Source organism: Actinoplanes sp. NPDC051851 (assembly GCF_040681165.1).
In the GTDB taxonomy this organism is placed as follows: domain Bacteria; phylum Actinomycetota; class Actinomycetes; order Mycobacteriales; family Micromonosporaceae; genus Actinoplanes.
Genome location: NZ_JBFAYF010000015.1, coordinates 89,577 through 109,532, shown reverse-complemented (window position 1 = coordinate 109,532; position 19,956 = coordinate 89,577). Strand labels below are relative to the sequence as shown.

The following is a 19,956-nucleotide window of genomic DNA, read 5'->3' as shown; positions in this document are numbered from 1 at the left end:
GGAGGAAGGACCCGCAGTGGCGCAGAGAAGCTCTCGCAAGCGGACGCTGATCGGCCTGGCCGCCGCCCTGGTGGTGCCGGCCGGTCTGGTCGGCTGGTCGATGCTGCCCTCGGAGGCGGCGACCGCACCGGCCACCGGCACCACCTACCAGCTCGCGGTGAAGAAGAGCGGCATGTGCGTCGACGTGCCGTCCGCCTCGACCGCCAACGGCACGCTGCTCCAGCAGTGGGGCTGCACCGCCGGGGCGACCTGGCAGCAGTTCACGCTGGTCGCGGCCGGCACGAACTACCTGATCAAGAACGTCAACAGTGGGCAGTGCGTCGACGTGCCGGGCGGGTCGACCACCTCGGGCGTGCAGGTCCAGCAGTGGGGCTGCGCGAGCGGGCAGACCAACCAGCAGTTCACACTGGCGGCCTCGGGCACCGGGACCTACCAGATCATCAACGTGAACAGCGGGCTCTGCCTCTCGGACCAGGGCGCCTCGACCGCCTCCGGCGCGGCGATCATCCAGGAGACCTGCACGGCCAACTCCAACAAGCAGTGGGCCTTCACCGCCGTGACCACGGCCACGGCCACGGCGACGGCGACGGCCACGGCCACGGCGACCAGCGGGACCTTCACGGTGGCGGCGGACGGGACCGGGAGCTACACCACTGTCCAGGCGGCGATCGACGCGGTCGGGACCGGGAACGCGAGCCGGAAGACGATCACCATCAAGCCGGGGACCTACCGGGAGATCGTGACCGTGCCGAGCACCAAGCCGTACATCACGCTGCAGGGCGGCGGTGACTCGGCGGACGACGTGGTGATCGTGAACAACCGCAGCTCGGCCGGGGGCTACGGGACGGCGGGCAGCGCGACGATCACCGTGAGCGGCAAGGAGTTCGGCGCCACCAACCTGACGCTCGCCAACGACTACGGCGAGGGGAGCCAGGCGGTCGCGGCGAACCTCAACGCGGACAGGCTCACCTTCGACGACGTGCGGTTCCTGGGCGCGCAGGACACTCTGCTGATCAACACCGGTCGTACGTACATCAAAAGCTCTTATGTCGAAGGAACTGTCGACTTCATCTTCGGTGGTGGGACGGCGGTCTTCGACGCGACGCAGGTCTATCAGAAGCGGACCAGCGGCGGGCCGATCACCGCGGCCAAGACCGACGCGGCGAACGGCTACGGCTTCCTCTTCTACCGGTGCACGGTGACCGGCGCGGCGAACAACGTGACCCAGCTGGGGCGGCCGTGGGGCGCCGACGCGCAGGTCCTCTACCGCGAATCGAGCCTGAGCGCGACGATCAAGACCGCCGAGCCGTGGACCGACATGTCCTCGAACACCTGGGAGAACGCGCGCTTCTTCGAGTACGCGAACACGGGTGCCGGCGCGACCACGAACAGCAACCGGCCGCAGATGACCGCGGCGGAGGCGGCGAACCACACCCCGCAGAAGTACCTCGCGGGCACCGACTCCTGGAACCCGGTGACCACCACCGCGGCGACCACCCGGACCTGGCCGGACACGGCGGACGGCTTCGCCTCCACGAACGGCGGGACGACCGGTGGCGCGGCGGGTACCACGGTCACCGTCACCACCCTGGCGGATCTGACGAAGTACGTGACCGCGACCGAGCCGTACGTGATCAAGGTGGCCGCCGCCATCACGATCACGCCGAAGGGCACCGAGCTGAAGGTGGCGTCGAACAAGACCATCATCGGCGTCGGCACCAGCGGTGAGCTGGTCGAGGGCGGTCTCTTCCTCGGCTCCGGGGTGTCCAACGTGATCATCCGGAACCTGACCATCCGGGACGCGGCGATGACCGAGGACGACCCGGACGACAAGACGTACGACTACGACGGCATCCAGATGGACACCGCGGACCACATCTGGATCGACCACAACCGGATCACCAACATGAACGACGGCCTGATCGACTCCCGGAAGGACACCAGCTACCTGACGGTGTCCTGGAACGAGCTCTCCAACGAGAACAAGGCGTTCGGGATCGGCTGGACCGACAACGTGACGGCCCGGATGACCCTGCACCACAACTGGATCCACGACACCAACCAGCGCAACCCCAGCGTGGACAACGTGGCGCTGGCGCACCTCTACGACAACTGGATGCAGAACATCACCTCGTACGGGAACCTCTCCCGGGGAAGCACGAAGATGGTGCTGGAGAACAGCTACTTCGACTCCGTGGTGAACCCGTACTACAACGACACGTCGGCGGCCGAGCTGAAGCAGTCCGGCAGCGTGGTGGTGAACTCGTCCGGCAAGCAGCAGACGAACGGCTCTGCGTTCGACCCGAGCGACTACTACGCGTACACGCTGGACGCCGCCGCGGACGTCCCGGCCCTGCTCACCCAGTACGCGGGCCCGCAGGCGAACATCGGCAACTGACCCTCTTCCCACTGCTTTTCTCCGCGAACGGCCGGATCCACTGGGGTGGGGTCCGGCCGTTCGCCTCTCACCGGGTGACCGGGACCGCGTCGTGCACCGCGAGGAAGCCCGCCACCGAGCCGGACCAGGGGAAACGCTCCGCCTGGGCGCGGGCCGCGGCGCGCCGCTCGGCGCCGGACCGGGCCAGCAGGGTGCGGATCGCCGTCGCGTACGCCGTGCCGGTGCCCTCGGCGGCCGTCCCGGCGTCGCCGATCACCTCGGGGAGCGCGCTGCTCACCCGGGCCACCACCGGGGTGCCGCTGGCCAGGGCCTCCAGCGCGGCCAGCCCGAACGTCTCGATCGGGCCGGGCGCCAGCGCGACGTCGGCGGTGGCCAGCAGCGTCGCCAGCATGTTCGGGTCGGCGACGTGGCCGAGGAAGACGGCCGGCAGCCGCCGCTCGATCGCCTCGCTCTCCAACGTCGGCCGCAGCGGGCCGTCGCCGGCGACGACCAGGACGGCGTCCACCCCGGCGTCGCGCAGTTCGGCCAGCGCGGCCAAGGAGAGCCGCGGCTCCTTCTCCGCGGAGAGCCGCCCGCAGTGCAGCAGGATCACCTGCCCCGGCGCGGCGTGCCAGGCGCGGACCTCCGGGTCGTGGTTGGCGGGCGAGAAGCGGTCCAGGTCGACGCCGAGCGGGACCCGGACCGGCGCCGCGCCGAGCCGGGTGAACTCCCGCGCGGCCCAGCCGGTCGTGCAGACCACCGCGTCGAAGGCGGCCACCGTCCGGGCGTTCAGCCGGTCGGCGGCCCGCAGCCCGAGCGACCGCCCCGGCCCGAAGATCCGCAGCAGCCCGTCCAGGCTCTCGTGCGACACCGTCAGCGACGGCACCCCGGCCCGCCGCGCCCAGTTCCCCAGCCAGCGCAGCGTCGACCGGTCGTGCACCTCGATCCGGTCCGGCCCGAGCCGCTCCAGCAGAGCGCCGACCGCCCCGCGGTTCAGCAGCACGCGATACCCACCCATCCCGGGCACCACCGGCCCGGGCAGCGTGATCACCCGGCCGTACGGCGTCTCCTCGTCACCGGCCCGCGCCCCCGGCACGATCAGCACCGGTTGATGCCCCGCCGCGAGATACCCCCGCCCGAGCTCCCGCAACGCCGTCCGGAGTCCCCCTGAGGTCGCATGCACGAAGTTGGCGACCCGCACGATAAGCATGCCCACCAGATCAACCGCAGCCCCGGTCGGCCCGGCAACACCTCATCGACGCCACGCCGAACGATCAACGACAACCTGGAGATGCGTTCCCGCTTCCGGGTGTGGCAGGCCGGATTCATGAATGTCTAGCCTCGGACCATGGCGGCAGGCATGAGTGGTTACGTGCGCTGGAAGGACATCCGTGCCGAGCACGTGGTGCGGGCAGGTGGCGAGGAGGCCTTCGAAGCGGGGAAGCGGGCGATGCTTGCCACGGTGGTGGGATACCGCCTTGCCGAGGTGCGGAAGTCACGAGGGATGACGCAGCAGCAGGTTGCGGATCAGATGGGTGTCACCAAGGGGCGGATCTCGCAGATCGAGCAGGGGAAGATCTCCGGGCAGGATGTGCTGGCGCGCTATGCGGCGGCTCTCGGCGGGCGGCTGCATCAGGCGATCTACTTCGACGACGGCAACATCTCCGCGATCGCCTGACCACAGACGGGCTCGGCGGGACGATGGGCGGATAACCTCTATCGGGTGATGGCCAGGGGCGGGACGGCGCACCGCGTGTACAGCGTCGTGGTGTTCGTGGTTCTGGCGTCGCTGGACAATGTGGCGATCGGGATCGTGCCGCCGCTCTACGGGAGCATCGGGGAGTCGCTCGGGGTCGGTGAGGGGCACATCGCGTTCGCCACCACCGTGATGTTCCTGATCAGCGCGGTCGCCGCGATCGGGTGGGCGTACGCGGGAGATCGCACGGACCGCAAGCCGGTGCTGATCGCCGGGACCGCGATCTGGATCGCCGGGACGGCGTGGTCGGGGCTGGCCGGGAGCTACGGGGCGTTCCTGACCGCGCAGGTGGTGGCGGCGTTCGGGCTGGGTGCGGTCGCCTCGGTCAGCTTCTCGGTGGTCAGCGACCTGATCTCGCCGAAGCGGCGCGGGCTGGTGATGAGCTTCTGGGGGCTCTCCCAGGGCGTCGGGACGCTGGCCGGGACGCTGGGCGGCGGGATCCTCGGGCACGCGGACTGGCGGCGGCCGTTCCTGGTCACCGCGGTCGCCGGGTTCGTGGCGGCGGTGGCCTACCTGTTCACCTACGATGTGCCGCGCGGGGAGAGCCAGCCGGAGCTCGCCGGGGTGGAGTACGACGAGCGGATCCACCACGACCACCTGCCGGTCATCCTGGGGCGGCGGACCAACGTCTGGCTGATCCTGCAGGGCGGCACCGCGCAGATCGCGTTCGGCTCGCTGGTCTGGCTGCCGGTGCTGTTCCGGGCGAGGGCCGTGGACCAGGGCTACTCGTACGACACGGCGGTGCTGATCGGCAGCGTGTTCGCCACGATCTTCCAGCTCGGGGCGGCGCTCTCGATCCTCGGCGGGCTGGCCGGCGATCGGCTCCAACGGCGTACGCCGAGGGGTCGTGCCCTGGTCGCGGCGGTGGGCATCCTCGCGGCCGTGCCCTTCTACGTGGTCCTGTTCTTCGTGCCGATGCGGATCACCGTGCCGGACGGCGGCGGTACCGGGACGGTGATCCGCGGGGTGCTGGTCAACGTGGTGACCGAGCCGACCGTCGCCGCCTGCCTGGCCACCGCGGTCTTCGCGCTGATGCTGACCTCGGCGAACTCGCCGAACTGGTTCGCCATGATCGCCGACGTGAACCCGCCGGAGCACCGCGGCACCGTCTACAGCCTCGGCAACCTGGTCAACGGCGCCGGCCGGGCCGGCGGCAACGCGCTGGTCGCGGTCGCCTTCCGCGGGCTGGCCGGGGTCTTCCCGCCGCCGCTGAACTACGCGGCCGGGCTCGCCGCGTTCCAGCTCTTCTTCGTGCCGACCGGGATCATGTACTGGCTGGCCAGCAGGACGGTGGCGGAGGACATGGCCGCCACCCACGCCGCCCTGCTGGCCAAGGCGTCGGCCGAGGGGTCAGACCGCGGCCCAGACGGTGACGTCGGTGGGCACCCGCCCGTCGTCGCCGAGCGGCTCGCTGCTCAGCAGGACCCGGGCGCCTGACGGGAGCCCGGCCGGCGCGCAGCCGAAGTTGGTCAGCACCAGGATCCCGCCGTTGCGGAACGCCAGGACCCGGCTCTCAGGCTCGGACTCCCAGGTCAGCGAGCCGCCGCCGAGGTTCTCCGCGCGACGGGTGGCCAGCGCCGACCGGTACAGCTCCCACGTCGAGCCGGGTACGTCGATCTGGCGGTCCAGGGCGTACTCGGACCAGACCGCGGGCTGCGGCAGCCAGCTCGCGTCGGTCGGCCCGAAACCGTAGGACGGCGCGTCGGCCTCCCACGGGATCGGCACCCGGCAGCCGTCCCGGCCCCGCTCGGTGTGCCCGGAGCGTTCCCAGGCGGGGTCCTCCCGATGCTCGTCCGGCATCGTGGTGTGCTCCGGCAGCCCCAGCTCCTCACCCTGGTAGAGGTAGGCCGACCCGGGCAGGCCGAGCATCAGCAGCGTCGCCGCCCGGGCCCGGCGCAGGCCGAGACCGGTGTCCGGCTGGGCGTCGTCCGCGCCGATGCCGGGCTTGCGGCCGGTGCCCGCCGGGAAACCGAGCCGGGACGCGTGCCGGACCACGTCGTGGTTGGAGAGCACCCAGGTGGTGGTCGCGCCGACCGCGTCGTTGGCCGCCAGCGAGGACGTGATCACCTCGCGCAGCGGGCCGGGCAGCCAGGGCGCCTCCAGGTACGGGAAGTTGAACGCCTGGTGCATCTCGTCCGGGCGGACGTACCGGGCCAGGCGCTCCTCGGGCTGCACCCACGCCTCGGCGACCAGGATCCGGCCGCCCTCGTAGGTGTCCAGCACCGCGCGCCATCGACGGTAGATCTCGTGCACGCCCTCCTGGTCCCACATCGGGGGCGGCGGCCCGACCGGCTCCAGCCCGCCGAGCACCACGGACGGCGCGGTCCAGTCGGTCAGCTCGGGGTCCTTGATCAGGCCGTGCGCCACGTCCACCCGGAACCCGTCCACCCCGCGGTCCAGCCAGAACCGCAGGACGTCCTCGAACTCGGCGCGCACCTCGGGGAGCGCCCAGTTCAGGTCGGGCTGGGAGACGTCGAAGAGGTGCAGGTACCACTGGCCGTCCGGCACGCGTTCCCAGGCGGGCCCGCCGAAGACGCTTTGCCAGGAGTTGGGCGGCTGGTCGCCGTTCGCGCCGAGGCCGTCGCGGAAGATGTAGCGCTCCCGCTCCGGGCTGCCGGGCGCCGCCGCGAGGGCCGCCCGGAACCAGGCGTGCTCGCTGGAGGTGTGGTTCGGCACCAGGTCGACGATGATCTTGAGGCCGAGGTCGTGCGCGGTCGCGATCAGCTTGTCGGCGTCGCCGAGAGTGCCGAATCGCGGGTCGACGTCACGGTAGTCCGCGACGTCGTAGCCCGCGTCGTGCTGCGGGCTGACGTAGAAGGGGGAGAGCCACACGGCGCCGATGCCGAGCTCGCGGAGACGGGGCAGGCGCGCGGTGATGCCGGGCAGGTCACCCATGCCGTCGCCGTCCGAGTCGGCGAACGATCGTGGGTAGATCTGGTAGATGACGGCGTCGCGCCACCATGCGTCAGTGGAGGGCATGCGCCCCAGATTAGGCCGAGCCCGCGGTCAGTCGTCCAGGATGGCCGCGAAACGCTCTTCGGCCAGGTCGAGCTGGTCCAGGATGTGCTCCTTCGCGGCGGTGCCGAGCGGGGTGTCCGGCCGGCCGATCAGCTCGCGCAGCTTCGGGACCAGCGGACGGTACTTCGCCGCCGAGCGGGTCGCCTTCTCCAGCGTGGTGTGGATGACGCCGACCCCGTTGTCGGTGAAGTCGGAGATCTTGATGATCCGGGCCCACGGGTCGCGCTCCAGGCTCTCCGCGACGTGCTCTCGGTACTGCTCGTGGCGGTCGCGCCGGGGGTCGTACTCCGGGTTGGTGACCGAGGCGACCAGCTCGGACACCCGGGGGTTGAACCTCCGGGCCAGCTCGGCCAGCGCGGCCTCGGTGAGTTCCGGGTACGGCAGATCACCCGTCACCCCGGCCAGCTCGGCGGGATGGTCCTCGACCGCGTCGTGAAGCAGCGCCGCGGTCAGCACGTCGACGTCGCGGATCTCGTAGTACCGGATGATCCGGATCGCCACCCGGAGCAGGTGGTTCAGGTACGGCTCCCGTACCCGGCGGTCGCCGGCGTGCAGGGCGGCGGCCAGGTCGAGAGCCTCGGTGAGCTGTTCGCGTTCGGGCTCGGGAAAGGACTCCAGTTCCAGGCCGAAGCGCTGCCGGAGACCGGCCTCGCCGTACACCTCGGTGATCGCGTGCAACGGCATGGAGAGCAGCATCCGTGGCGCCATGCGGATCAGATATACCGGATCTTCGGCCCGGACGGGGATCGATCAGCTTGCCGGTGTGGCGGGCGGCACCGGTTCAGGTGTCACCTCCGGGGTGGATTCCGGCGCCTGCGGCACGAAGTCACCGACCACGAACGCGCTCGAGGCGGGGGGAACCGTGGCCGTCCCGGCGTCCGGGCGTGGCGCGGGCCGGGATGCGGAAGCCGGGGCTGGGGTCGGGATCGAGGCCGGGGCCGGATTAGGGGCGGGATTCGGGGTCGGGGCCGGATTCGGGGTCGGGGAGGGCCGGGTGCCGCTGTTCGCCCGTCCCGCGACCGCCCGCGCGGCCGGGGACATCCGCAGCGACCCGATCGAGCTCTGCCGCAGCGTCCACGGCTGCGGCACCTCGGCGTGCACCCCGCGCCTGGGCGTGCCGGCCCCGTCGGTGAACTCCTCCTCGGTCATCGCCTGCAGCGCGCTGAGCGCCACTCCGACGATGGTGGCCGCGGTGATCACGGTGATCGGCACCAGCATGGTGAGCGGCCGGATGCCCGCGGACGAGGGCACGATCGCCGGGTCCAGCTCGATCGAGAGGGCCGCCATCGCGGTGTAGTGCATGCCGCAGACCGCGACCGCCATCACCGCGGCCGCGCCACCGGTCCGGGCCAGCCCGCGGACCGTCACGGCGAACCGGAGCGACACCGTGCACGCGATCACCGCGATCAGCCCGGAGGCGATCACCAGCGGCAGGTCGTAGCGCACGACCGCGGAGATCCGCATCCCCTCCATCCCGGTGTAGTGCATGCCCACCACGCCGCCGCCGGTGAGGAGCCCGGCCGCGATCGTCTTGGCCCACCCCTGCGGCCCGTGCCCGACCACCATCAGCCCGACGCCGACGGTGACCACTGAGAAGACCAGGCTCAGCAGGGTGAGCGGCAGGTCGTAGCGGACCGGGCTGTCCGGCACGTCGAACCCGAGCATCGCGGAGAAGTGCATCAGCCAGACGCCGCCACCACCGATCGCGAACGCCGCGATCACCAGCCACCGGTTGCGCCGTCCGAGGCTGTGCGCGGTGCGCGCCCGCCCCGCGCAGAGCAGCCCGAGGAACGATCCGAGGAACGCCAGCATCGCGGCGGCGATCGGATTGAAGGCCCCGTAGGTGAAATGGTGTACGTGCGCTGCCACTGGCGCTCTCCTCGCGAGGATCCGGGCGATCGTCCGCGGGGGATTGAGTCAGATTTCAGCGCTCGGACAGCGCACCGCCTGTGCGTCGGCGCACCAAAGAGATCGGGGCCGTCGCCGTCTCCGAGGAGGACGGTGGCGGCCCCGGGTGCGGGTCGGCGAGGGTGTGCGGGTGATCAGGTGAAGATGCTGACGCCACCGGGGCCCACGAGGAGGCCGACGATGATCAGCACGACGCCCCAGAGGATCTGCCGCCGGAAGAGCGCGAGGATACCGGCGACCACGAGGATAACGGCGAGAATCCAGAGCAGTAGGTCCATGTCACCTCGGATACCCGACCCCCGGATCCCGGAAACCTGGTTCTGATCACGCTCCCACGAGCTGTGCGTCCACTGTGTCGGAGAGCAGTTGGTACACGTTGTACGCCTGTTTGATCACCGGGTGCGCGACGTTGCGGACAGGGACGCCGCCGGGCGTACGGCCGCGCTCCGAGCCGTGGTGCGCGTGCCCGTGCAGGGCCAGCGCGGTCGGCGCGTCGTCGATCGCCTGGCCGAGCTGGTAGCAGCCGAGGAACGCGTAGATCTCCAGCGGCTCGCCGACCAGGGTCTCCGGGACCGGTGCGTAGTGGGTCAGCGCCACCAGCGCGTCGCACTCGGCCGACTGCAGCGCGGTGCGCAGGGCGGCCGCGTACCGCTCGGTGGTGCCGACGAAGTCCTTCATCTCGCGCTCGCCGAAGTTGCTCGCGCAGGCGCCGGAGAAGCCGCCGCCGAAGCCCTTGGTGCCGGCGACGCCGAGCCGGTGCCCGTTGATCTCGAGCACGGTCGACGTGCCCTCCAGCACGGTGATCCCGGCGTCGGTCAGCACCCGGGCGACCTCGTCCTGCCGGTCGCTCTGGTGGTCGTGATTGCCGAGCACGACCACCACCGGCACCGCGAGCCCGCCGAACTCCCTCGCGAAGCAGGCGGCCTCCTCCGGGGTGCCGTGCCGGGTCAGGTCACCGGCGACCAGCAGCGCGTCGGCCCGGTCCGGAAGCTCCTCCAAGGCGGGCCGGTAGCGGCCCACCACGTCCTTGTCCACGTGGACGTCGCCCACGGCGGCGATCCGGATCATGAAATCTCCTCCACCTCGGCGGGCGCCTGGGCCCGGGTGATGCCGATGTCGCAGGTGATCGCAAGCTCCGGGAAGTGCGCGGTGATCTGCCGGCAGATCTCGTCCCGCCGGCCGGCGCTCTCCACCTCCCCGCCGAGCACCAGGGTGTTCTCCCGGTGGTGCACGGTGATCCCCTGCTCGGCGATCCGGTCGTCCTCGGCCAGCAACCGCTGGATCTCGGCCTCCAGATCGATCTGCTTGGTCATCTCATTCCCCCTACCCTCACCTCCCGGCCGCCCGGGAGCGACACGACGTCCAGCCGATCGAGCAACATCAAGAACGCTTCCGCGTACGGCGAATCGCCCGTGTCCCGCCGGACCCGTTCCCAGTCGATCTGCTCCCGCAGTGACCGGGCGACCGGGAGTCCGGTGGCGAAGTCGCAGTAGTGCTGGCTGTAGCTGAGCAGCTTGTGGATCATGAGCTGGGTGGCCGAGATCACCGGCATGCTGATCGCCTCGACCGCGATCTGCTCGGTGTCGCGCAGCGTCTCGTCGGTGACCGGCGTCTCCACCGGCCGGTAGATCAGATCCACCATCCGGCCCTGTTCGTAGACCTTGACCAGCCAGTCCTCGGGCGGTTGCTCGGTCTCGAAGCCGATCGCGGCCAGCTCGCGCAGCGCGTGGTCCTTGTCCTGCTCGCGTATCAGGAAGTCGACGTCGTGGTCGCTGGAGTGGCCTCCGTGGGCGTACACGGCGAAACTGCCGCCCAGTGCGAAGGGGATCTCCGCCGCCTTCAGGGTCGCGGCGACGCGTTTCAGCGTCCCGGCCAGCCCCTCGTCGACGCGGTGCGGCATGGTGACCTCCTGTCCCCTGTCCGATTCATGAACGACTACCCGAATGGCCACACCTTTGAACCCCTCCGGCCATTCTGGCCCGGCGTACCCCGCTCGCGAGGTGGAACGGAACGTGCTGGGCGGAGCTACCGTCGGTTGGTATGGCTCTCCCCGTGATCCCCGCGAACGTCCGCACCATCGCCCTGGTCGGCATCGACGGCTCGGGCAAGACGACCCAGGCCCGTCGCCTGGCGGCCGATCTCGCCGCCGCCGGGCTGCCCGCGGTGTACCGGCAGAACGCCGGTGGCCGCCGCTGGTTCGGCCGGCTCGCCGAGAGGTTCGGCCGCCGTGACGCCGAGGACCTGATCGGCCGCCGGGCCATGCTCTTCGCCGAGTCGCTGCTGCGCTGGCTGGCGATCGCCCGGACGCTGCTGCGCCGGGCGGCCCGCCGGGAGATCGCGGTGATGGACCGGTACGCCGTCTGCCAGTTCGCGAGCCTGCGGGCCCGGGGCGCCCGCCCGGCCGCCGAGCGCTTCGCCAGGCTGGCGTACCGGCTGCTGCCCCGCCCCGACGTGACGTTCCTGCTCACCACCGATCCGGCGGCGGCCCAGGTGCGCATCGACCGGCGGGGCTACGACCACGAGACGATGGAGTACCTGACGTCGGTGACGGCGGCGTACCGCGGGCTGCCCGAGTACCCGGGCTTCGTCGTGATCGACGGCAACGGCTCGCCCGACGAGGTCGCCGCCGCGATCCGTGCCCAGCTCGCCGCCCTGACCCGCCCGGTACGGCAGCCGGCCCCGCGTCGCCGCCGTCTCCAGGCCCGCACGGTGGTGCTGGCCGGCGCGCCGCTGGTGGCCGGGGTGGCGGCGCTGGGCTGGCAGCTCGCCGAGACGTTCTGACCGGGCCCGCGGAGATCTTCACACGGTCGGGGGTGTGCTCTTCCTCACTCATCCGTGCGCCCCGGCCTTTACCTGGGAACATCCCTGGGCCGAAGGACGTCACTCGTGTGGGCGAGTGAAGTGTGGCGCGGCGTGGCGCATTGTGACCGATGGTCCCGTTCGGCTCGTGGTCTGTGGTGAAGGACCGGATCTTTTTGCGTACGCGTTTGTTTCAGGCCCGTCGGCGGCCGGTCGATGCTGCACGTGAACCCAGCGAGCGGAAAACCCGTACTCCGGGGTGACGAGCATCGCGGAGCCCAGGTGATGCCCGTCGCTGTGACGACTGAGAGGCCGATGGTGTTATGAGGCACGCGACGGGTATCCGGTTCTGTCAACAGGGCTGCCGCCGGATGATCGCACTCAGGATCCGCGCACTGGGCTCTCAGGTAAGACCCAGGCATTCGTGACACTTTCGATCCACCAGCCGGAATCAGTGCAGGCAGCCATTTGTTGTGTAGATGTCAGCAACCGCAATGCACGAGCTGCGGACGTTACGGGAGAGGGCTGATGGACGCAGGTAATGCCCGTAACAGGGTTAGTGACGGCAATGAGGGGACCGTGGGCAACGTGGAGAAGAACACCGTGATGCGTACCGACCAGGTTGCCGAGGAGCGCGACCTCGTCGGAGTCTACCTGCACGAGATCTCCCGGACGCCGCTGTTGGACGCCGCGCGGGAGGTCGAACTCTCCAAGGCGATCGAGGCGGGCCTCTACGCCGAGTTCCTGCTCGACCAGGGCGAGGAGCACCGCGGCGTGAGCCGGGAGGAGCTGGAGCGCCTCGTCACCGAGGGCCAGCGCAGCAAGGACCTGTTCATCCGGGCCAACCTGCGGTTGGTCGTCTCCATCGCACGCCGCTACGTGCGTTCCGGCATGCCGATGCTCGACCTGATCCAGGAGGGCAACACCGGTCTGGTGCGCGCGGTCGAGAAGTTCGACTACGAGCGCGGCTACAAGTTCTCGACTTACGCGACCTGGTGGGTGCGGCAGGCGATCAGCCGGGCCATCGCGCAGCAGGAGCGGACCGTGCGCCTCCCCGTGCACCTGGTCGAGGACGTCAACCGGATGCGCAACGTCACCCGCCAGCTCGTCCGTGAGCTGGGCGGCGACCCCGAGCCCGAGCAGATCGCGGCGGCGCTGGGCGTCACCGTGGAGCGGGTCAACGAGCTCACCCGCTGGGCGCAGGACACCGTCTCCCTGGACACCCCGGTCGGCGACGACGGCGACACCAACCTCGGTGACCTGGTCGCCGACAGCGACGCACCGTCCCCTGAGGAGATCGTGCTGAGCGCGCTGGAGCGCCAGCGCATCGAGGGCCTGCTCAACCACCTGGACGACCGGTCCGCCGGCATCATGCGCGCCCGGTACGGCCTGGAGGACGGCCGGGAGCACTCGCTGACCGAGGTGGCCTCGCGCTTCTCGCTCAGCCGCGAGCGCATCCGCCAGCTGGAGATCCAGGCGCTGGGACGGCTGCGCGAGCTGGCCCGGGCCGAGGGTCTGCAGGCCGCCTGACATCCACGCTGAGCCACGACAAGCGAAAGGCCGGTGCTCCCCGCGGGGAGCACCGGCCTTCGTCGTTGCGGTGGCGTTACTTGACCCGGCCGTAGCCGTACGGGGTCATGATGTCGATCGACCGGTACAGGACGTCCCGGCCCGCCGACGGCGCGTCGATGATCTTGCCGTCGCCGACGTAGAGGGCGACGTGCCCGAGGGATCGGTAGAACACCAGGTCGCCGGCCTTGAGGTCGGACCGGCTGATCCGGGCGGTGGCGCTGTACTGGGCGGCGGCGTTGTGCGGCAGCGACTTGCCCGCCGCGGCCCACGCCGCCATGGTGAGACCCGAGCAGTCGTACGAGTCCGGACCGGCGTCACCGTAGCCGTACGGCTTGCCGATCGCGTTGAACGCGTAGGTGACCGCGGTGCCGGCCGAGCCCGCGATGCTGGGGATCGTGCCGGTGTACGAGCCGGAGTCCTCGGTGGCGCTGCCGTAGAGGTCCTCGCGCATGTCGTACAGGTCCTCGAGGTCGCCCTCGATCTTCTTCTTACGGGCGGCCAGCTCGGTGACCTGCGCGGACTGCTTGTCCTGCGTGACCTTGAGGGCGGCCTGCCGCTCGTTGTAGGTCGCGGTGGTGTCGGTGTAGCTGTCGATGTCCGCCTGGTTGTCCAGAGTGATCTGCTCGAGGTACGTCATCCGGTCGAGCAGGCTGTCGGTGTCCCCACCGAGCAGGACGGTCATCGGGCCGACCCGGCCCTGGATGTAGGAGGTGGACGCGATCGTCTGCACCTTGCCCGTGGCCGTGGCGAGAGCCTGCTGAGCGGGCTTGATCGACGCGGCCAGCTTGGTCGATTGAGCCTTGGTCTCCTTCAGCTCGATCTTCATCTTGTTGTACGACTCGGTGATGTCCTCGACCTGATCAGAAGCCTTGTCGATCTTCTTCTTCAGCTCGCTCTCGGACGGTGCCGCGTGCGCGGCCGTCGCTCCCGACGTGGTGATCGCCAGCGCTGTCAGCGCGACCACGAGCGCCCTCAGTCGGGTACGGGGGTGTGGCACTGGTCAGGGGCCCTTCTTCCGCTTCCTGGCCGCCTACCGGGTTAGCTGACGGCGGTGTTAGCTACGGATCAGTGGGCTCGGAAGATGAAGCCCTACCGCGTCTGCCGTGCGGATTCACCCCGGGAAGGTGCTTCCCCGGTTCTGGTGCGGCTGCCGGAAACCCGGGGGTGGGTCGCCGGACGCCGTTCGAAGATTCGGCGGCGTTGGTCGGCGCCACCGGAGGGTTTGTGGCTGCGGACCGAACCAACCGCACCAACTTATCGGGGTCCGAAACAAAATCAAGACCTTGACACGCGCTTTATGCGATTAGTCGCAGTTGCGAGAATAATCCTGATAACGGGCTGTTATATGTCCCGCGCTGAGCGTCATTCAGGCGCGGGTCGACCCGTTAATCGTTGAGAGCCGGTTCGTAAGCAGTATTCGGAACCCAGCTCTGAGTGACCTTACGCTCGGCCCAGAACGAGAAGAAGGGGATGGTGCCGGCCAGCATCACGATCACCATTCGCGAGAACGGCCACTTCGCCCGTCGCGACAGGTCGAACGCGAGCACCAGATAGACCATGTAGAGGAAACCGTGCAGCGGGCCGACGAGCGCGACCACCGTCGCGTTGTCCGCCAGGTACTTCAGCGGCATGCCGATCAGGGTCAGGACGATGAGGAACACGCCGACGATCCAGGCGATGATCCGGTAACGGGTGAGAGCGCCCTGCACGGTGGAGGTCTCCTTCTAGCGGTTCTCGACGATGTCGCGCTGCGGCACGCGTCCGGGGTAGTCGGCCGGCCGGGCGCCCGGGTGCTCGGTCAGCCAGGCCAGGTAGTCGTTGTAGGCGTCCAGCTCGGGGTCGGACTCGCCGCGGCCGCCGGCCCGGCCGGCGACCCGGACCGGGCGGCCCAGCGTGATCGGTGCGTCCGGATCGCGCTCGGTGACCGGGGCCGGCGCCTCCTCGGCGGTGGCGGTGGGCTCGGAACTCCGGCGGAAGACCTGGATCTCGCGGACCCAGATGAAGACGACGAAACCGGCGAAGACCGGCCACTCGAACATGTAGCCCCAGCTGAGCGAGTTTCCCCCGGTGGCCCGGCTGTACTGCCACCAGCCGAGGCCGAGGCAGCCCGCGGTCAGCACCAGCGCCAGGAGGTGCTTGCCGATCCAGACCGGAGACCACAGCCCTTTCATGACCACGAGCGTACCGGCGGGTTTGGCGAGCCCTTGCCCGGGCAACCGTCCTGACGAGCGAAGCCCGTACGGCGAACGGAGGTGCACGATGGACTTCGATACCGGCGTCGACCCGGTGGGGCTGCCCGACGACGACCTGTTCCGCGAGCTCGCCAGCCTGTACCGGGCCCGGCTGGACGCGCTCCGGCACGGGCCGGACGCGGCACTGGAGAACCACTTCCGGCGGACCGCGGTGCTGGAGACCGAGTACATGGCCCGGTTTCCCGGCCGGGAGGTCACACCGGAGCGGCTGACCCACGCCTTCTGGCGGGTTGTCGGCTGAGCGGGATCGGACAGCGAGGTGACCCAGCTCACAATCGTTGCCGGAATCACGCGCGGGTGCCGAAGGTTGTGAACGGATGCCGGTGTGCCCAGTGTCCCCGGGCCTCACCCATCGCCTGCACGGAATACCAGTTCGGCTGGAGCCGTGTTGAGCCACTCGCCGCGAGGCGACCTGCACACCGGCATCTAACTTCAGCTCAGCCCTCCGGTCCGCCGGGGGCTGAGCTGCGTTTTGTCACCCGTTCGTGAACCCCGCGCCGAATTTCGACGGATCGGGCCTAGAGGGTTTAATCGGACAACACCCCCCGATCGGGGCATCGCACCGAGCCTGATCCGGATCGACATGGCAGTATCCCTCGGGTGTCTGTCCCGCAACGTCGCGTTCCGGCCGCGCCCCGCGCCACCCGGTCCCGCCGGCGCGCCGCCAGTGCCACGCCCCTCCCCGGCCGCCCCCGGAGACTGGTGGCCGGCTCCCGCTCCCGGTCCGTCAAGCCGTCGGTCTTCCCCGGATCCGGCCCTCACCCGGTCGAGCTGGCCGGCCTCCTGCACGAGGTCAGCGTCCGGCTGCTGAGCGCCGACACGTTGCCGCAGGCACTCGACCGCCTCGCCGCCGTCACCGCGGGCACCCTGCCGGGCGCGATCCGCTGCTCGGTCGTCCTGATCGGCGAGGGCGGCCCGCTCACCGTCACGGGCGTCGGCGCCGCCGGGACGAGCTGCGACGATTTCGCGTACGCGAACAGCCTCGGACCCGGCCTCGAGGCGGCCCGCACCCGCATCCTGGTCACGTCGGAGGACCTGCGCTCCGACGAGCGATGGCCCGAACTCGGCGAGTACGCGAGCGCGGACGGGATCCGGGCGGTGCTCGCCGTTCCGCTGGACGTACGCCGTACCGCGGTCGGCGCCGTCACCGTCTGCCTCGACCACTCCGGCGAGATCGCCCCCGACCTGATGCTCACCGCGATGGCGATCGCCGGGCAGGCGGAGGTGCTGCTCGGCGAGCTCCGGCGTCGCGAGGCGCTGACCGAGGGCTCCGCGGTGGACCGGGCGGTCGGCGTGATCATCGCCCAGCGGGGATGCGGGGTGCAGCAGGCGTACGGGATCCTTCAGGAGAGCGCGCAGAGGCTGGGACTCGATCGGCGTACGGTCGCGGAGCGTCTGGTGGCCGCCGCGGCCCGTGATCGCGAGAGCAGCACGTAGCCCGGCGAGCGCCTGGGCGGCCCGCGAGGGGCGTGCGATGGGGCGGGCTCCCCACGCGAGAACTGGGCTCGTGTGGGGAGCGGACGGGAACGGGAAGTCAGGCGGTCTTGTAGGCCTGCTGGATGACCTCGAACTCCAGGAGGCTGGCGCCCGTGGCGACCGGCTTGGCGCGTTCGCCGGAATGGGCCGCCTTGGCGCTGCCCTGGGACCACGCCTGGAAGGCCTCCTCGGACTCCCACTTGGTGTAGACGAAGTAGCGGTTGTCGCCGGCGACCGGGCGGAGCAGCTCGAAGGCGAGGAAGCCGGGCTCGTTCTCGACCGCGCCGTGCCGGGCGGCGAAGCGCTTCTCCAGCTCGGGGCCGGCGCCCTCGGGAACCTCGATTGCGTTGATCTTCACTACAGCCATGCCATCACGCTACTGAGTCTGATGGCCTCGCTTCGCTCGGCGGGCATTTCGTCCCTGGGTGTCGATGTCGAGAGCACCGAAAACGACTCCGCTGCGCTTGTCGTTTTCGGCGCTCTCGGCATCGACGGACGAAATGCGCGGGTTGCCGTGCGTTGGACGTACCCGAGAAGGTGTCAGGCTTTGATCTCTTCTTCGGGGCCGGTGGGGGTGGTGGGAGCGGTGGGGGTGGGGGTGGGGGTGGGGGTGGGGAGAGGAGCGGAGCCGGGGGCGCCGGCGCTGTCTTGGGACTGGAGGGCGTCGGCGGCGCGTTGTTGCTGGGCGGAGCGCTGCTGGAGGGGGAGCTCGGGGAGGAAGAGGACGACGATCAGGCCGACGATCATGATGGCGAAGGCCATCAGGTAGACCACGTGGACGCTGTCCGAGAAGCCGACCTTGAACGGGTGGGCGACCACGTCGGAGAGCTTGTTGATGAACGAGGTGTCGCTCAGGCCGCTGCTGCCGCCGGCCGCCTCGACCACCTGCTGCTGGCTCGGGTCGGCCTGGATCGACGCGATGAACTCGGGCGTCTTGCTGGCCGTGGCGTAGGCGTCGCTGATCTTGCCGGGCAGCACGTTGAAGAGGACCGAGAGGAAGACCGCGGTGCCGAGCGTGCCGCCCATCGAGCGGAAGAAGGTGACCGCGCCGGTGGCGACGCCGATCTCCCGGGGCGAGACCGCGTTCTGCACGGCGGTGATCGTCGGCTGCATGTTGCTGCCCAGGCCGTAGCCCATCAGCACCATGATCAGCATGGTTCGCCAGAGCGGGGTGTCCGCGCCGATCAGGGAGAAGAGGAAGAGCGCGATGACCATGCAGACGCTGCCGATCACCGGGAAGATCTTGTAGCGGCCGGTCTTCGAGATCAGCTGGCCGGAGACGATCGAGCCGCTCATGATGCCGGCCACGAACGGGATCATCTGCAGGCCGGCCATGGTGGCCGAGGAGCCCTTGACGATCTGCAGGTAGAGCGGGACGGTCATCAGGCCGCCGAACATCGCCATGCCGAGGATGGTGCTGGAGGCGGAGCCGATGGTGACCGTCCGGTTGCGCAGCAGCGAGAGCGGCAGCAGCGCCTCTTCCTTGTAGAGGTACTCGGCGATCCAGAACGAGATCAGGCCGAGCGTGCCGACCACGAAACAGGCGATCGACCGGCCGGAGTCCCAGCCCCACTCGCGGCCCTGCTCGGCGACGGTCAGCAGCGGCACCAGGCCGACGACCAGGGCGAGCGCGCCGGGCCAGTCGATCCGGTGGTCGACCCGGTGGTGCGGCAGGTGCAGTACCCGGGCGACGACGGCCATCGCGGCGATGCCGATCGGGACGTTCAGGTAGAAGACCCAGCGCCAGCCGTCGATCCAGAGGAGCTTGTCGGCGCCGGCGAAGAAGCCGCCCAGGATCGGGCCGAGCACGCTCGCGGTGCCGAAGACGGCGAGGAAGAAGCCCTGGTACTTGGCGCGCTCGCGGGGCGGCACGATGTCACCGATGATCGCCAGGGCGAGCGACATGAGACCGCCGGCGCCGATGCCCTGGATCGCCCGGAACGCGGCGAGCTGGTACATGTTGCCGGAGAGGCCGCAGAGGAACGAGCCGACGATGAAGATGCCGATGGCGAAGAGGAAGAACGGCCGCCGGCCGTACAGGTCGGAGAGCTTGCCGTAGAGCGGCGTCGAGATGGTCGACGTGATCAGGAACGCCGTGGTGGCCCAGGCCTGCAGGTTGAAGCCGTTCAGGTCGTCGGCGATGGTCCGGGTGGCCGTGGCCATGATCGTCTGATCGAGGGCGGCCAGGAACATGCCCATCATCAGGCCGGCGAGGATCGTGAGGATCTGCCGGTGGGTGAATTCCGCTGCCGGTTGCTCGGCTTGCGGGGCTGGGTGGCTCACGCGTTCTCCCGTGGTGGTGTGCCGAGGTCCGTGCGCAGCAGCGCCTCGACGGAGTCGTTGAATTCTTCGAAGAGCCGGGTGAACACCGCGATGCGGTCGGCGGGCCAGGTGCTCAGCGCGCGTTCCAGAAGCGCGGTGCGGGCGGCGCGCAATTGCTCGCAGGCGTGCTCGCCGGCCTCGGTGACGGCCAGGCGGGAGGCCCGTCCGTCGGCCGGGTCGGCTTCCCGGCGGGCCAGTCCCGCCTTCACCAGCTGGGCGGCCTGGCGGCTGATCGTCGAGGGATCGGCCTGTTTGAGATCGGCCAGGTCGGTGACCCGCATCGGGCCACCCGCCTGCAACGGCAACAGCAGCATCAGGGCGGAGAACTCGGCGCCGAGGTCCCCGGTCCTGAGCATGCCCCGAAGCCGAGGGCCCATCCGGATGAATCGGATGATCTCGTCGGAGAGCACTTCGGCCTGTTCGTGCACGTCATGCCGTCCTCGTGGGAGCTCTGGGCGATGCATGTAGCGTACAAG

21 protein-coding genes and 1 riboswitch are annotated in these 19,956 nt (G+C 70.1%); of the genes, 7 read left to right on the top strand and 14 right to left on the bottom strand.

Annotated features, from left to right (window positions below):
* The first annotated feature begins 16 nt into the window (after window positions 1-16).
* Complete coding sequence (locus AB0M08_RS17305) at window positions 17-2,398, top strand: pectinesterase family protein (RefSeq protein WP_364493648.1); 2,382 nt, start codon at window positions 17-19, stop codon at window positions 2,396-2,398.
* Window positions 2,399-2,465: 67 nt separating this feature from the next.
* Here the strand turns inward: AB0M08_RS17305 and AB0M08_RS17300 are convergent, their stop codons facing one another.
* Window positions 2,466-3,587: a glycosyltransferase gene (locus AB0M08_RS17300; protein ID WP_364493646.1), complete on the bottom strand. Its 1,122-nt coding sequence runs from the start codon at window positions 3,585-3,587 to the stop codon at window positions 2,466-2,468.
* A 150-nt stretch (window positions 3,588-3,737) separates the two neighbouring features.
* On the opposite strand from AB0M08_RS17300, the gene AB0M08_RS17295 reads away from it, so the two are divergent.
* The gene (locus AB0M08_RS17295; RefSeq protein WP_364493744.1) at window positions 3,738-4,055 is read left to right on the top strand and encodes a helix-turn-helix transcriptional regulator; all 318 of its coding nucleotides are present in this window, start codon (window positions 3,738-3,740) and stop codon (window positions 4,053-4,055) included.
* Between the two features lie 48 nt (window positions 4,056-4,103).
* Entirely contained in the window at window positions 4,104-5,570 is a 1,467-nt protein-coding gene (locus AB0M08_RS17290; RefSeq protein WP_364493741.1) for an MFS transporter, read from the top strand.
* Here AB0M08_RS17290 and AB0M08_RS17285 read toward each other — a convergent pair.
* The 7 genes from AB0M08_RS17285 to AB0M08_RS17255 form a co-directional block, all read right to left on the bottom strand.
* The gene (locus tag AB0M08_RS17285) at window positions 5,484-7,112 is read right to left on the bottom strand and encodes a glycoside hydrolase family 13 protein (RefSeq protein WP_364493644.1); all 1,629 of its coding nucleotides are present in this window, start codon (window positions 7,110-7,112) and stop codon (window positions 5,484-5,486) included. The genes AB0M08_RS17290 and AB0M08_RS17285 overlap by 87 nt on opposite strands.
* A 27-nt stretch (window positions 7,113-7,139) precedes the next feature.
* Complete coding sequence (locus AB0M08_RS17280; protein ID WP_364493642.1) at window positions 7,140-7,859, bottom strand: HD domain-containing protein; 720 nt, start codon at window positions 7,857-7,859, stop codon at window positions 7,140-7,142.
* Window positions 7,860-7,901: 42 nt separating this feature from the next.
* Complete coding sequence (locus tag AB0M08_RS17275; protein ID WP_364493640.1) at window positions 7,902-9,020, bottom strand: MHYT domain-containing protein; 1,119 nt, start codon at window positions 9,018-9,020, stop codon at window positions 7,902-7,904.
* Between the two features lie 173 nt (window positions 9,021-9,193).
* Complete coding sequence (locus AB0M08_RS17270) at window positions 9,194-9,337, bottom strand: GPGG-motif small membrane protein (RefSeq protein ID WP_014688232.1); 144 nt, start codon at window positions 9,335-9,337, stop codon at window positions 9,194-9,196.
* Window positions 9,338-9,383: 46 nt separating this feature from the next.
* Window positions 9,384-10,127: a metallophosphoesterase gene (locus AB0M08_RS17265; protein ID WP_364493638.1), complete on the bottom strand. Its 744-nt coding sequence runs from the start codon at window positions 10,125-10,127 to the stop codon at window positions 9,384-9,386.
* The gene (locus AB0M08_RS17260; protein ID WP_364493636.1) at window positions 10,124-10,372 is read right to left on the bottom strand and encodes a hypothetical protein; all 249 of its coding nucleotides are present in this window, start codon (window positions 10,370-10,372) and stop codon (window positions 10,124-10,126) included. The genes AB0M08_RS17265 and AB0M08_RS17260 overlap by 4 nt, the downstream gene beginning before the upstream one ends.
* Complete coding sequence (locus AB0M08_RS17255; protein WP_364493634.1) at window positions 10,369-10,959, bottom strand: nucleotidyltransferase; 591 nt, start codon at window positions 10,957-10,959, stop codon at window positions 10,369-10,371. Before AB0M08_RS17255 ends, AB0M08_RS17260 begins: the two co-directional genes overlap by 4 nt.
* 140 nt (window positions 10,960-11,099) lie before the next feature.
* On the opposite strand from AB0M08_RS17255, the gene AB0M08_RS17250 reads away from it, so the two are divergent.
* Together AB0M08_RS17250 and AB0M08_RS17245 are read left to right on the top strand one after the other, a co-directional pair.
* Window positions 11,100-11,840: an AAA family ATPase gene (locus AB0M08_RS17250; RefSeq protein WP_364493632.1), complete on the top strand. Its 741-nt coding sequence runs from the start codon at window positions 11,100-11,102 to the stop codon at window positions 11,838-11,840.
* Between the two features lie 546 nt (window positions 11,841-12,386).
* Window positions 12,387-13,388, top strand: a complete 1,002-nt coding sequence (locus AB0M08_RS17245; RefSeq protein ID WP_364493630.1) for a sigma-70 family RNA polymerase sigma factor — start codon at window positions 12,387-12,389, stop codon at window positions 13,386-13,388.
* Between the two features lie 76 nt (window positions 13,389-13,464).
* Here AB0M08_RS17245 and AB0M08_RS17240 read toward each other — a convergent pair whose 3' ends face one another.
* The 3 genes from AB0M08_RS17240 to AB0M08_RS17230 all read right to left on the bottom strand — a co-directional run bounded on the left by AB0M08_RS17240 (window position 13,465) and on the right by AB0M08_RS17230 (window position 15,601).
* Complete coding sequence (locus tag AB0M08_RS17240) at window positions 13,465-14,394, bottom strand: NlpC/P60 family protein (RefSeq protein ID WP_364493628.1); 930 nt, start codon at window positions 14,392-14,394, stop codon at window positions 13,465-13,467.
* Window positions 14,395-14,441: 47 nt separating this feature from the next.
* Window positions 14,442-14,637: riboswitch (cyclic di-AMP (ydaO/yuaA leader) on the bottom strand.
* A 178-nt stretch (window positions 14,638-14,815) separates the two neighbouring features.
* A complete protein-coding gene (locus tag AB0M08_RS17235) occupies window positions 14,816-15,139 on the bottom strand; it encodes a DUF3817 domain-containing protein (protein WP_364493626.1) in 324 nt (107 codons plus the stop codon).
* 15 nt (window positions 15,140-15,154) lie between these two features.
* A complete protein-coding gene (locus AB0M08_RS17230) occupies window positions 15,155-15,601 on the bottom strand; it encodes a hypothetical protein (RefSeq protein WP_364493624.1) in 447 nt (148 codons plus the stop codon).
* 88 nt (window positions 15,602-15,689) lie between these two features.
* On the opposite strand from AB0M08_RS17230, the gene AB0M08_RS17225 reads away from it, so the two are divergent.
* On the top strand, window positions 15,690-15,923 hold the full coding sequence (locus tag AB0M08_RS17225; protein ID WP_364493622.1) for a DUF6158 family protein: 234 nt from the start codon (window positions 15,690-15,692) through the stop codon (window positions 15,921-15,923).
* Between the two features lie 359 nt (window positions 15,924-16,282).
* Window positions 16,283-17,119, top strand: a complete 837-nt coding sequence (locus tag AB0M08_RS17220) for a GAF and ANTAR domain-containing protein (protein WP_364493620.1) — start codon at window positions 16,283-16,285, stop codon at window positions 17,117-17,119.
* 97 nt (window positions 17,120-17,216) lie between these two features.
* Here AB0M08_RS17220 and AB0M08_RS17215 read toward each other — a convergent pair whose 3' ends face one another.
* The 3 genes from AB0M08_RS17215 to AB0M08_RS17205 all read right to left on the bottom strand — a co-directional run bounded on the left by AB0M08_RS17215 (window position 17,217) and on the right by AB0M08_RS17205 (window position 19,836).
* Complete coding sequence (locus tag AB0M08_RS17215) at window positions 17,217-17,525, bottom strand: antibiotic biosynthesis monooxygenase (protein ID WP_364493618.1); 309 nt, start codon at window positions 17,523-17,525, stop codon at window positions 17,217-17,219.
* Window positions 17,526-17,698: 173 nt separating this feature from the next.
* Window positions 17,699-19,441: an MDR family MFS transporter gene (locus AB0M08_RS17210; protein WP_364493616.1), complete on the bottom strand. Its 1,743-nt coding sequence runs from the start codon at window positions 19,439-19,441 to the stop codon at window positions 17,699-17,701.
* Complete coding sequence (locus AB0M08_RS17205) at window positions 19,438-19,836, bottom strand: MarR family transcriptional regulator (protein WP_364493614.1); 399 nt, start codon at window positions 19,834-19,836, stop codon at window positions 19,438-19,440. Before AB0M08_RS17205 ends, AB0M08_RS17210 begins: the two co-directional genes overlap by 4 nt.
* Window positions 19,837-19,956 lie beyond the last annotated feature (120 nt).

Bases quoted from the DNA above. Each gene is read 5' to 3' on its own strand.
- AB0M08_RS17300 (WP_364493646.1), bottom strand. From the start codon at position 3,587: ATGCTTATCGTGCGGGTCGCCAACTTCGTGCATGCGACCTCAGGGGGA.
- AB0M08_RS17295 (WP_364493744.1), top strand. From the start codon at position 3,738: ATGAGTGGTTACGTGCGCTGGAAGGACATCCGTGCCGAGCACGTGGTG.
- AB0M08_RS17290 (WP_364493741.1), top strand. From the start codon at position 4,104: ATGGCCAGGGGCGGGACGGCGCACCGCGTGTACAGCGTCGTGGTGTTC.
- AB0M08_RS17285 (WP_364493644.1), bottom strand. From the start codon at position 7,112: ATGCCCTCCACTGACGCATGGTGGCGCGACGCCGTCATCTACCAGATC.
- AB0M08_RS17280 (WP_364493642.1), bottom strand. From the start codon at position 7,859: ATGGCGCCACGGATGCTGCTCTCCATGCCGTTGCACGCGATCACCGAG.
- AB0M08_RS17270 (WP_014688232.1), bottom strand. From the start codon at position 9,337: ATGGACCTACTGCTCTGGATTCTCGCCGTTATCCTCGTGGTCGCCGGT.
- AB0M08_RS17265 (WP_364493638.1), bottom strand. From the start codon at position 10,127: ATGATCCGGATCGCCGCCGTGGGCGACGTCCACGTGGACAAGGACGTG.
- AB0M08_RS17260 (WP_364493636.1), bottom strand. From the start codon at position 10,372: ATGACCAAGCAGATCGATCTGGAGGCCGAGATCCAGCGGTTGCTGGCC.
- AB0M08_RS17255 (WP_364493634.1), bottom strand. From the start codon at position 10,959: ATGCCGCACCGCGTCGACGAGGGGCTGGCCGGGACGCTGAAACGCGTC.
- AB0M08_RS17250 (WP_364493632.1), top strand. From the start codon at position 11,100: ATGGCTCTCCCCGTGATCCCCGCGAACGTCCGCACCATCGCCCTGGTC.
- AB0M08_RS17245 (WP_364493630.1), top strand. From the start codon at position 12,387: ATGGACGCAGGTAATGCCCGTAACAGGGTTAGTGACGGCAATGAGGGG.
- AB0M08_RS17230 (WP_364493624.1), bottom strand. From the start codon at position 15,601: ATGAAAGGGCTGTGGTCTCCGGTCTGGATCGGCAAGCACCTCCTGGCG.
- AB0M08_RS17225 (WP_364493622.1), top strand. From the start codon at position 15,690: ATGGACTTCGATACCGGCGTCGACCCGGTGGGGCTGCCCGACGACGAC.
- AB0M08_RS17215 (WP_364493618.1), bottom strand. From the start codon at position 17,525: ATGGCTGTAGTGAAGATCAACGCAATCGAGGTTCCCGAGGGCGCCGGC.
- AB0M08_RS17205 (WP_364493614.1), bottom strand. From the start codon at position 19,836: ATGCTCAGGACCGGGGACCTCGGCGCCGAGTTCTCCGCCCTGATGCTG.